Here is an 11,517-nt window from a genome sequence, read left to right on the forward strand (position 1 = left end):
GTTCCGCCCCTCAGGTGCCGACCCCGGCCCCCGGGACGAGGTGCGACCGCGCCCACACGCGGTTTCCCGGAAGGACTCGTCCGTGAAGCGAAAGCTCGCCGCAGTCGCCGTACTCTCCGCCACCGCCCTGCTCACCGGCGTCGTCCAGGTCAGCGCCGCCCAGGCGGATCCCGCCCCGCACGCCCGGCCCACGCAGCAGCGCGCCGACCTGATCGCGCTGGCCAACGGCCAGGCGGGCAAGGTGGCGCACGCCCTGGCCCTGGGCGGCCAGGAGCAGCTGGTGGCCAAGGACGTCGTGGTGGACGCCGACGGCTCCCGCCACTTCCGCTACGAGCGCTCCTTCGCCGGACTCCCCGTCCTGGGCGGAGACCTGGTGGTGCACCAGAAGGCGGACGGCTCGACCACCGCCGTGGACAAGGCCGTCGGCGCGCAGCTCGCCCTGCCGAGCCTCACCCCGCAGATCCCGGCGGACAAGGCCGCCGCCCAGGCGACCGGCGCCGTGCAGTCCACCGTCGGCATCACCGTCGACGAGGACGAGTCCCCGCTGACCGAGGTGCACCAGGCCGGCAAGGCCGAGCTGGTCGTCTGGGCCGCCGACGGCAACCCGCGCCTGGCCTACCGCACCACCGTCGAGGGCCTGCGCGCCGACGGCACCCCGAGCAGCCAGCTGCTGGTCACCGACGCCGCCACCGGCCAGGTGCTCTCCACCCACGAGCAGGTGCAGACCGCCTCCGGCACCGGCAAGGGCGTCTTCGTCGGCAGCGTCCCGCTGACCACCACCCAGTCCAGCAGCACCTACTCGCTCAAGGACGCCACCCGGGGCAACCAGTCCACCGTCAACATGAAGAACCGGACCTCCGGTTCGGGCACGCTGTACAGCAAGAGCACCAACACCTGGGGCGACGGCACCGTCTCCAACGGTGAGTCCGCGGCAGTGGACGCCCAGTACGGCGCGGCGGCCACCTGGGACTTCTACAAGAACACCTTCGGCCGCAACGGCATCAAGAACAACGGCGTCGGCGCCACCAGCCGGGTCCACTACGGCTCCAACTACGTCAACGCGTTCTGGAGCGACACCTGCTTCTGCATGTCGTACGGCGACGGCGCGAGCAACACCCACCCGCTCACCGAGATCGACGTGGCCGGCCACGAGATGACCCACGGCGTCACCTCCGCCACCGCCGGCCTCAACTACTCGGGCGAGTCCGGCGGCCTCAACGAGGCCACCTCGGACATCCTCGGCACGATGGTCGAGTTCTACGCCAACCTGCCCTCCAACCCGCCGAACTACTGGATCGGCGAGCTGATCAACCTGAACGGCAACGGCACCCCCCTGCGCTACATGGACAAGCCCAGCAAGGACGGCAAGTCCGCGGACTCCTGGTCCTCCGGCGTCGGCAGCCTGGACGTCCACTACTCCTCGGGCGTGGCAAACCACTTCTTCTACCTGCTCTCCGAGGGCAGCGGCGCGAAGACCATCAACGGCTTCAACTACAACAGCCCGACCTCCAACGGCTCGACGGTCACCGGCATCGGCCGGGACAAGGCCGCGCAGATCTGGTACCGCGCGCTGACCGTCTACTTCACCTCCACCACCGACTACGCGGGCGCCCGCACCGGCACCCTGAAGGCCGCGGCCGACCTGTACGGCGCCAGCAGCGCCGAGTACAACGCGGTCGCCGCCTCGTGGAGCGCCGTGAACGTCAACTGACCTACGGCACACGGCGAGCAGGACGCCCGGGGCCTCGTTGGAGGGTAGGCCCCGGGCGTCCGCCCATGCGCGCGCCCGGGCGCCGCCCACCCCGTGCCCGGGGCTCCGCCAGCCCCGGAGGCTGTCAAGGCCGGCCGGCTGGCGGAGTCCCGCCAGCAGGACGAACCGCGGATTCCGGGCAATGGGCGGCAGCCGAACCATCCGTACCGGCCCTGGCGACTCCTGGCCAATCCCCGACGGCGCCCTGTCCTTCACTGCCGTGGATTGTCATGCTTCTGACCAAGCCCCCGTCCGACGCCCCGCCACCCCCACCCATCCGGCGGCACGTCAGGAGCCGCACGGGAGCAGCACGTCCGCGCCCCTACCGCCCCAACGGCGCCAACCCCGGCGCCCCGGTACGCGGCGCACCCGCGGGAAAGCGCGGGTCTCGTGGAAGGAACCCCCACGCGTGAAGCGAAAGCTGACCCTCCCGGCCGTACTCTCCGCCACCGCACTGCTGGCCGGCGTCGTCCAGATCGCCGCCCTCCCCGCCGCCCAGGCCGCCGCCCCCGCGCCCGACCAGCTGTCGGCCGCGCCGCTCGCGCTGGCCGCCGCCCAGAGCGCCCCGCTCGCCCGGCAGCTGACCCTCGGCGACCAGGAACGGCTGGTGGTCAAGGACGCCGTGGTCGACGCCGACGGCACCCGGCACCTGCGCTACGAGCGCACCTACGCCGGCCTGCCGGTGCTCGGCGGCGACCTGGTCGTCCACCAGCGCCCCGACGGCTCGGTGAGCTCCGTGGACCGCGCCTTCGCCGGCCGACTGGCACTGCCCGCCGCGATCCCGGGCCTGACCGCCGACCAGGCGGCCGAGCAGGCCACCGCCGCGGTGCGGGCGACCGTGGGCCTGGCCGCCGACGCGGACGAGTCGGCGCTCAGCCGGGTGGACGGCGCCGGCGCCGCCGAGCTGGTGGTCTGGGCCACCGACGGCAACCCGCGCCTGGCCCACCGCACGGTGGTGCGCGGCGAGCGGGCCGACGGCACCCCGAGCAGCCAGCAGGTGGTCACCGACGCGGCGACCGGCGAACTGCTCTCCACCCACGAGGAGTTCCAGACCGCGACCGGCACCGGCAAGGGCGTCAACGTCGGCACCGTCACGCTCACCACCACCCAGAGCGGCTCGACCTACTCGCTCAAGGACGCCACCCGGGGCAACCAGTCCACCACCGACCTGAAGGGCGCCACCTCGGGCAGCGGCTCGCTCTTCACCAGCACCAGCAACAGCTGGGGCAACGGCCTGGCCTCCAACCGCCAATCAGCCGCCGTGGACGCCCAGTTCGGCGCGGCGGCCACCTGGGACTACTACAGGAAGACGTTCAACCGCAACGGCATCAAGAACAACGGCGTCGGCGCCACCAGCCGGGTCCACTACGGCTCCAACTACGTCAACGCGTTCTGGAACGACTCCTGCTTCTGCATGACGTACGGCGACGGCTCCGGCAACACCCACCCGCTGACCGCCATCGACGTCTCCGGCCACGAGATGACCCACGGCGTCACCTCCGCCACCGCCGGACTGATCTACTCCGGCGAGTCCGGCGGCCTCAACGAGGCCACCTCGGACATCTTCGGCACCATGGTCGAGTGGTACGCCAACCTTCCGGCGAACCCGCCGAACTACTGGATCGGCGAGAAGCTCAACCTCTTCGGCAACGGCAAGCCGCTGCGCTACATGGACAAGCCCTCCCTGGACGGCAAGTCCGCGGACTCCTGGTCCTCAGGCGTCGGCAACCTGGACGTCCACTACTCGTCCGGCGTCGCCAACCACTTCTTCTACCTGCTCTCCGAGGGCAGCGGCGCCAAGAGCATCAACGGCTACAACTACAACAGCCCGACCTCCAACGGCTCGAAGGTGACCGGCATCGGGCGGGACAAGGCGGCCGCGATCTGGTACCGCGCGCTGACCGTCTACTTCACCTCCACCACCAACTACAAGGCCGCCCGCACCGCGACCCTGAAGGCCGCCGCCGACCTGTACGGCGCGACCAGCACCGAGTACAAGGCGGTGGCCGCGGCCTGGAGCGGGGTGAACGTCAGCTAGGGCGCGTCCTGGACCACTCCCGGCAAGAAACGGCGACAGGCTGCCGCGGCCCTTTGGGAGAGGAGGCCGTGGCAGCCTGTCGACGTCCACGCGTTCGCGTCAGGCGGTGGCGGCGGCGGGCTCCAGCTCCCCGCGCTCCTCGCGGCCGAGCATCCGCTCGGCGACGAAGCCGCCGAACGGCAGCACCGAGAGCACGAACAGCAGGATGCCGCGCTTGGCGTCCCACTTCTGCGCCTGCCAGGCCTGGATCCAGAAGATCACGTACAGGATGAACAGGATGCCGTGGACCATGCCCATCACCGGCACGGCGTCGAAGGACGTGGTCCGCTTCAGCACCGAGCAGATCAGCAGCAGGACGAAGGAGATCCCCTCGGGGGTGGAGACCAGGCGCAGGCGGTGGACGGCGCTGCTGTTCACGATGGATACCTCAATACGGGGGTCGAAGGCGCGGGCGCGCTTGTGAAGCGACTCACAAGCCTTCCGGCCATTATCGCCGAGCGCGCGTCCGAGTCCCGGACCGGGGGTGGCCACCGTGCCCGATCTCACAGCGGCCGCCCCACGAGCGCTCCCGACACGCCCGCGATGTCACAGCTGTGCGCCGGATTCGCGGCCGACGGCGACGAACCGTCGCCCGTACCCCCTATCCTCTTGCCCGCGCGCCCACCGACTCCGGGCGCGGAACACATCGCACACGGGGGTGGCCACACCATGTTCAAGCGGGACTGGGACCGCAGGACCTGCGCCAAGCGCGGGCATATCACCTACGCGCCGACCGAGCCCGAGCTGGCCTCCCGGCTGCACGCCGCCACCGCCGTCGGCGACGCCTGGCGCTGCCTGCGCTGCGGGGACTTCGCGCTGGGCGCACCGCACGGCTCCGGCCCGGCCGCTAACGCCCCGCTGGTGCCGCGCGGCAAGGCCCTTCGGGACCTCTTCATCCTGCGTTTCCTCGCCGTCGAGCGAGTGCTGCGCGGCGTCATCATCATCCTGATGGCGTGGGGCGTCTGGAAGTTCTCCAACAGCCAGGAATCCGTGCAGCGGGTCTTCGACGAGGACCTCACGGTCTTCAAGCCGGTCGCCGACCACTTCCACTGGGACCTCGACCACGCCCCGATCGTCGATACGATCCGCAAGACCTTCGGCTACCAGAAGAAGACCCTGCTGATCGTCGCGGGCGCGCTGGTCTCCTACGCGCTGATCGAGATCGTCGAGGCGGTCGGCCTCTGGCTGGGCAGGCGCTGGGCCGAGTACCTGACCGTGGTCGCCACCGCGGCCTTCCTGCCGCTGGAGGGCTACGAGCTGCACGAGCACGTCAGCCCGGTGAAGATCTGCACACTGGCCCTGAACATCGCCGCGGTGCTGTGGATCATGCTATCCAAGCGCCTGTTCGGCCTGCGCGGCGGCGCGGTGGCCTTCGAGGCGGAGCGCCACTCGGCCTCGCTGCTGGAGGTCGAGGAGGCGGCCGGCACCGTCCCGCACCCCGACCACGGCCACGGCCACGGCCACGGCCCCGGGGCGCACGTCCGCGCCTGACCGGCGCGTTCGCCGCCGGGTTTGTCCCAGGCACGTACCAGTTCGTCCCCGCCCTCTCGCCCGGCCGCGCCCGCAAAAGCTAGATTGCGGCCGTGGCACAGTTCAGACTCCAGGGATCGCGGGTGCTCGCCGTCGAGTTGTCCGGCGACGCCGTCAAGGCCCGACACGGCTCGATGGTCGCCTACACCGGCCAGATGACCTTCAAGAAGCTGACCGGCGGCGGGGACGGACTGCGCGGCATGGTCGCCCGCAGACTCACCGGCGAGCGGATGACCGTCATGGAGGTGAAGGGGCAGGGCACCTGCTACTTCGCCGACAAGGCCACTGAGATCAACCTGGTCCGGCTGGGCGGCGAGACGCTCTACGTCGAGTCGGACAACCTGCTCTGCACGGAGGCCGGCCTGCACACCGGCACCAGCTTCACCGGGCTGAACGGCGTCTCCTCCGGCAACGGCCTCTTCACCACCAAGGTGGAGGGCCACGGCTGGGCCGCCGTCACCTCCAACGGGCCCGCCGTCATCCTGCGGGTCGGCAAGGACATGCCGCTGCGGGTCGACCCGGGCGCGTACCTCGCGCACACCGGCAGCCTGCACCGCAGCCTCAAGTCCGGCGCGGGCTGGACCACGGTGATCGGCGAGGGCGGCGGCGAGGCCGTCCAGATCGAGTTCACCGGCGAGGGCCTGGTGTACGTCCAGCCCTCGGAGAAGGTCACCATCGGGGGTGACGTCTGATGGGCTTCACCCGGATCAACGGCAAGCTGGTCGAGGCCCAGGTGGTGCCCGGGCAACGGCTGTTCAGCCAGCGCGGCGCGATGATCGCGTACACCGGCGACGTCCGGTTCACCCCGAACATCACCGGCGGCCAGGGCGGGGTGATGTCGATGATCGGCCGCCGGGTCGCCAACGAGGACACCCCGCTGATGACCGTCGAGGGCCACGGCCGGGTGATGTTCGGCCACGGCGGCCACCACGTCCAGGTGATCGACCTGGACGGCGACACCCTGTTCGTCGAGGCGGACCGGCTGCTCGCCTTCGAGGGCACGCTGCGCCAGTCCACCGTGTTCCTGGGCTCCCAGGGCGGGGTGATGGGCATGGTCCGCGGCCAGGTCAGCGGGCAGGGCCTGTTCACCACCCGGCTGGAGGGCCGCGGCTCGGTCGCGGTGATGGCCCACGGCGGCGTCTTCGAGCTGCCGATCACCCCGGGCCAGCCGGTGCACGTCGACCCGCAGGCCTACGTGGCGCACCGCGGCGAGGTGCGCAACAAGCTGTCCACGGCGATCGGCTGGCGCGAGATGATCGGCCGCGGCTCCGGCGAGGCGTTCCAGTTGGAGCTGTCCGGGCAGGGCGCGGTGTACGTCCAGGCGAGCGAGGAGAAGCTCTGATGTCCCACCCGCCGCAGCCGCCGTACGGGCAGTCGCCGCACGACCAGCCGACCCAGCCGGGCTTCGCGGTGCCGCCGGTCCCGCCGAACTACGGCCCGCCGCAGGGCTATCCGCCACCGCCGCCCGGCTACCAGCCGCAGCCGCCGCAGCCCCAACAGGCTTACGCCCAGGAGCAGTTCGGCGGCCCCCAGGCCCCGCTGCCGACCACCCACGGCGGCGAGGGCCCGGTGGCGTACGACGCGTACACCCTGCCGGCCAACGACAACGTCAACCCGTACGCCTTCGCGGTCGACCTGAACGGCTCCTACTTCCTGCAGAAGGGCAAGATGGTCGCCTACTACGGCGACATCACCTTCCGCGGCGTCGGCGCCGGGATGATCGACCGGGTGCTCGGGCAGCACTTCAACTCCCCGCTGCACGCGACGGACTGGGTGGTCGCCCAGGGCACCGGCAAGCTGCTGCTGGCCGACCGCGCCTTCGACCTCAACTCCTACGACCTGGACGACGGCAACCTGACCGTCCGCTCCGGCAACCTGCTCGCCTTCGACCCGACGCTGCGGCTCAAGCAGTCGATCATCCCGGGCTTCCTGACCCTGATTGGCACCGGCCGCTTCGTCGCCGCCTCCAACGGGCCGGTGCACTTCGTCGAGCCGCCGATCCGGGTGGACCCGCAGGCGCTGGTCGGCTGGGCGGACTGCCCGGCGCCGTGCCACCACTACGACCACGAGTACCTGCACGGGGTGGTCGGCGGGCTGCGGCGACTGACCGGCATCGGCGGCGCCTCCGGTGAGGAGCACCAGTTCGAGTTCATCGGCGCCGGGCAGGTGCTGATCCAGTCCAGCGAGAAGCTGCTGGCCGAGCGGTCGGTCGGCGTGGTGGACGCCGAGGCGGGCGTCCCGGTCGGCGGGGTGCCCACCCAGCAGGCCAACGTCGGCGGCAACCCCAACGCGCCGGGCCTCGGTAACCTGGGCGAACTCGGACGGCGTTTCGGCCTGTAATCTTGTACAAAATTGAACTAAATCGGCTATGCTGGATCCCATGGATGCGCACACGATCGACACTGCGGACAACCCTCCGTCGCCGCCCGAGGAGGAGACTCCCTGGCTGACCGCCAGGGAGCAGCGGATGTGGCGCGCCCATCTGGAGGTCGCCAAGCTGCTGGAATACCAGCTCAGCCGCGAACTCCAACCCCACAACCTGGCGATCAACGACTACGAGATCCTGGTCGTCCTCTCCGAGGCCCCCGACCACCGGATGCGGATGACCGACCTCGCGACCGCCACCCTGCAGTCGAAGAGCCGGCTCTCGCACCAGATCACCCGGATGGAGAACGCCGGCCTGGTGCTGCGCCAGGAGTGCCCCGGCGACCGCCGCGGCCTCTACGCCCACCTCACCGAACAGGGCTGGGAGACCATGCAGCGGGTCGCCCCGGACCACGTCCGCAGCGTCCGGGCGCACTTCATCGACCGCTTCACCCCGGAACAGCTGGACGCCATGTACGAGGCGCTGGCCCCGGTCGCCGAACACCTCCGCGGCCTGCGCGGCCGCTCCTAGACCACCGCTGCTCTTCTCCGCGTAGGAAGTCGGCCTGGCCGACTTCCTACGCAAAGGGCCCGGACAATGCCGTCGCCGCTTCGGTCATGCCGAAGCGGCGACGGGGGCGATCAGGGGAGGCGGATCACCAGGCGCACTGCCGCACTCAGCTCTGCGTCAGCCCGGCGACCAGCTCGTCGGCCGCCCCGTACGGGTCCAGTTCGCCCGCGACCACCCGCTCGGCCAGCCCGGCCAGATGGCGGTCCCCGGACAGGTCGCCGATCCGGGCCCGCAGTTCGGCCAGCGCGATCGCCTCGATCTCCTGCGCGGCCCTGCGGCGGCGGCGCGCCGCCAGCTCGCCGTGCTCCTCCAGCCAGGCGCGGTGCTTCTCCAGCGCCTCGACCACCTCGTCCACGCCCTCGCCGCGGGCCGCGACGGTCTTGACGATCGGCGGGCGCCAGTCCCCCGCCTCCCGGGCCTCGCCGAGACCCAGCATGTGGTTCAGCTCCCGGGCGGTGGCGTCGGCGCCGTCCCGGTCCGCCTTGTTGACCACGAAGACGTCGCCGATCTCCAGGATGCCGGCCTTGGCGGCCTGGATCCCGTCGCCCATCCCGGGGGCCAGCAGCACCACGGCGGTGTCGGCCTGGGCGGCGATCTCGACCTCGGACTGCCCCACGCCGACGGTCTCGACCAGGATCACCTCGCAGCCGGCCGCGTCCAGCACCCGCAGCGCCTGCGGCGCCGCCCAGGACAGCCCGCCGAGGTGGCCGCGGGTGGCCATCGAGCGGATGAACACCTCGGGGTCGGTCGCGTGGTCCTGCATCCGGACCCGGTCGCCCAGCAGCGCCCCGCCGGAGAACGGCGAGGACGGGTCGACGGCCAGCACCCCGACCCGCTTGCCGAGCCGCCGGTAGGCGGAGACCAGTGCCGAGGTGGAGGTGGACTTGCCGACCCCGGGCGAGCCGGTCAGGCCCACCGTGTAGGCCTGCCCGGTGTACGGCGCGAGCGCGGCCATCGCCTCCCGCAGCTGCGGGGCGGCGTTCTCGACCAGCGTGATCAGCCGGGCGACCGCCCGTGGCCGGCCCTCCCGGGCCTGCTCGACCAGCGTGGCGACATCGAACATGAGGATCTCCTTGCGCAGATGCCGGCGGATGTCGGCACGTGCCGGCGGTAGTCGGCAGATGCCGAAGGGGCTGCGGACCACTTGTGGCGGTCCGCAGCCCCGGGAGTCAGGTCAGCGATCAGGCCTTCGGCACGCGCACGATCAGCGCGTCGCCCTGGCCGCCGCCGCCGCACAGCGCGGCCGCGCCGACGCCGCCGCCGCGGCGCTGCAGCTCCAGCGCCAGGGTCAGCACCACGCGGGCGCCGGACATGCCGATCGGGTGACCGAGGGCGATCGCGCCGCCGTTGACGTTGACGATGTCGGCCGAGACGCCCAGGTCCTTCATCGACTGGTGGGCGACGGCCGCGAAGGCCTCGTTGATCTCGATCAGGTCGAGGTCGGAGACCTCCAGACCCTCCTTGGACAGCGCGTGCTTGATCGCGTTGGACGGCTGCGACTGCAGCGAGTTGTCCGGGCCGGCCACGTTGCCGTGGGCGCCGATCTCGGCGATCCAGGTCAGGCCCAGCTCCTCGGCCTTGGCCTTGCTCATCACGACCACGGCGGCGGCGCCGTCGGAGATCTGCGAGGAGGTGCCGGCGGTGATGGTGCCGTCCTTGGCGAAGGCCGGGCGAAGCTTGGCCAGGCCCTCGACGGTGGTGTCGGCGCGGATGCCCTCGTCCTGGCTGAACAGCACCGGCTCGCCCTTGCGCTGCGGGATGGCGACCGGGACGATCTCGGCGTCGAAGACGCCGTCGGCCTGCGCCTTGGCGGCCCGCTGGTGCGAGGCGGCGGCGATCTCGTCCTGGACCTCGCGGGCGATGCCCAGGCGGGTGTTGTGCTTCTCGGTGGACTCGCCCATCGGGATGTTCTCGTAGGCGTCGGTCAGGCCGTCGTGGGCCATCGCGTCGAGCATCCCGATCGCGCCGTACTTGAAGCCCTCGCGGGACTTCGGCAGCAGGTGCGGGGCGTTGGTCATCGACTCCTGGCCACCGGCCACGACGATGTCGAACTCGCCGGCCCGGATCAGCTGGTCGGCCAGCGCGATGGCGTCCAGGCCGGAGAGGCAGACCTTGTTGATGGTCAGCGCCGGGACGTTCATCGGGATGCCGGCCTTGACGGCGGCCTGGCGGGCCGGGATCTGGCCGGCGCCGGCCTGCAGCACCTGGCCCATGATCACGTACTGGACCTGGTCACCCGTGATCCCGGCCCGCTCCAGCGCGCCCTTGATCGCGAAGCCGCCGAGTTCGGCACCGGAGAAGCCCTTGAGGGAGCCGAGCAGGCGACCCATCGGGGTCCGCGCACCGGCGACGATCACAGAGGTGGTGTTGGTCATGGGACGGGCCCCTTCGCACGTCGTGGCCAGGTGAGGATGCGCTCAATGTACTGACCTGTTTTCCGCCCGTCACCGGAGCGACGGTGTGATCGAGCGCACTGGCACCGTCCAGTCAACACCGTGTCAACACGATCCGGGTGAACCCCGCCCCGTGTGAGCAGGCTCGCACCCCGGGCGCTGGCGCGGCTTGAGGCCCGTACGCTGCACTGGGTGTCACCTTCTTCCCTACCCGCCCCGGAGGTCGCCGTGCTGACCCGTATCGACCACATCGGCATCGCCTGCCGAGACCTCGACAAGACGGTCGAGTTCTACCGCGCCACCTACGGCTTCGAGGTGTTCCACAGCGAGGTCAACGAGGAGCAGGGCGTCCGCGAGGCCATGCTCCGGATCAACGGGACGGACGACGGCGGCGCCTCGTACCTCCAGCTGCTGGAGCCCACCCGGCCGGACTCCACCGTCGCCAAGTGGCTGGAGAAGAACGGCGAGGGCGTGCACCACATCGCCTTCGGCACCGCCGACGTCGACGGCGACGCCGAGGCGATCCGGGGCAAGGGCGTCCGGGTCCTCTACGAGCAGCCGCGGATCGGCTCGATGGGCTCGCGGATCACTTTCCTGCACCCCAAGGACTGCGGCGGCGTGCTGACCGAGCTGGTCACCTCGGCCGAGCCGGGCGCCCACGGAGGGCATTGAGACCCCACGAAGGGCACTGAGAGCCCGCGCGGTGCCGCCCGCCCCGGGGCGGCACCCCGAGGATCGACCCTAGCGACCCGTCAGTAACCTGGTCCGACGGCCGGAAAACCCCCACGCGGACATTCCCCCGCAGTGCGCTCCCACTACAATGCCCAGGTGC

The 11,517-nt window shown here is 71.2% G+C and carries 11 protein-coding genes; 8 read left to right on the plus strand and 3 right to left on the minus strand.

Translation table 11 applies throughout. The features are described from left to right. Positions 1–82 precede the first annotated feature (82 nt). On the plus strand, positions 83–1,711 hold the full coding sequence (locus ACWC9T_RS03760) for a M4 family metallopeptidase (RefSeq protein WP_449819416.1): 1,629 nt from the start codon (positions 83–85) through the stop codon (positions 1,709–1,711). Positions 1,712–2,159: 448 nt separating this feature from the next. After that, positions 2,160–3,788, plus strand: a complete 1,629-nt coding sequence (locus ACWC9T_RS03765) for a M4 family metallopeptidase (protein ID WP_449819417.1) — start codon at positions 2,160–2,162, stop codon at positions 3,786–3,788. 99 nt (positions 3,789–3,887) lie between these two features. On the opposite strand, the gene ACWC9T_RS03770 is transcribed toward ACWC9T_RS03765, so the two are convergent. Then, entirely contained in the window at positions 3,888–4,205 is a 318-nt protein-coding gene (locus tag ACWC9T_RS03770; RefSeq protein WP_449819418.1) for a DUF3817 domain-containing protein, read from the minus strand. Between the two features lie 291 nt (positions 4,206–4,496). Here ACWC9T_RS03770 and ACWC9T_RS03775 point away from each other — a divergent pair, with 291 nt between their 5' ends. The 5 genes from ACWC9T_RS03775 (at position 4,497) to ACWC9T_RS03795 (ending at position 8,253) form a co-directional block, all read left to right on the plus strand. Further along, complete coding sequence (locus ACWC9T_RS03775) at positions 4,497–5,318, plus strand: DUF2127 domain-containing protein (protein ID WP_449819419.1); 822 nt, start codon at positions 4,497–4,499, stop codon at positions 5,316–5,318. A gap of 92 nt (positions 5,319–5,410) precedes the next feature. Continuing rightward, positions 5,411–6,049 (plus strand): AIM24 family protein, encoded by a 639-nt coding sequence (locus tag ACWC9T_RS03780; protein ID WP_449819420.1) that lies wholly within the window; start codon positions 5,411–5,413, stop codon positions 6,047–6,049. Further along, complete coding sequence (locus ACWC9T_RS03785) at positions 6,049–6,699, plus strand: AIM24 family protein (protein WP_449819421.1); 651 nt, start codon at positions 6,049–6,051, stop codon at positions 6,697–6,699. Before ACWC9T_RS03780 ends, ACWC9T_RS03785 begins: the two co-directional genes overlap by 1 nt. 197 nt (positions 6,700–6,896) lie before the next feature. Next, on the plus strand, positions 6,897–7,697 hold the full coding sequence (locus ACWC9T_RS03790; protein WP_449819487.1) for an AIM24 family protein: 801 nt from the start codon (positions 6,897–6,899) through the stop codon (positions 7,695–7,697). Positions 7,698–7,737: 40 nt separating this feature from the next. Further along, positions 7,738–8,253, plus strand: coding sequence for a MarR family winged helix-turn-helix transcriptional regulator (locus ACWC9T_RS03795; RefSeq protein WP_449819422.1), 516 nt, complete (start codon positions 7,738–7,740; stop codon positions 8,251–8,253). Positions 8,254–8,398: 145 nt separating this feature from the next. Here the strand turns inward: ACWC9T_RS03795 and meaB are convergent, their stop codons facing one another. Together meaB and ACWC9T_RS03805 are read right to left on the minus strand one after the other, a co-directional pair. Further along, on the minus strand, positions 8,399–9,355 hold the full coding sequence (gene meaB / locus ACWC9T_RS03800) for a methylmalonyl Co-A mutase-associated GTPase MeaB (RefSeq protein ID WP_449819423.1): 957 nt from the start codon (positions 9,353–9,355) through the stop codon (positions 8,399–8,401). A gap of 118 nt (positions 9,356–9,473) precedes the next feature. Then, on the minus strand, positions 9,474–10,667 hold the full coding sequence (locus ACWC9T_RS03805) for an acetyl-CoA C-acetyltransferase (protein ID WP_449819424.1): 1,194 nt from the start codon (positions 10,665–10,667) through the stop codon (positions 9,474–9,476). A 246-nt stretch (positions 10,668–10,913) separates the two neighbouring features. Between ACWC9T_RS03805 and mce the strand changes: the two genes are divergently transcribed. Next, a complete protein-coding gene (gene mce, locus ACWC9T_RS03810; RefSeq protein ID WP_449819488.1) occupies positions 10,914–11,357 on the plus strand; it encodes a methylmalonyl-CoA epimerase in 444 nt (147 codons plus the stop codon). The last annotated feature ends 160 nt before the right edge of the window (positions 11,358–11,517 follow it).

Source organism: Kitasatospora sp. NPDC001159 (assembly GCF_053598235.1).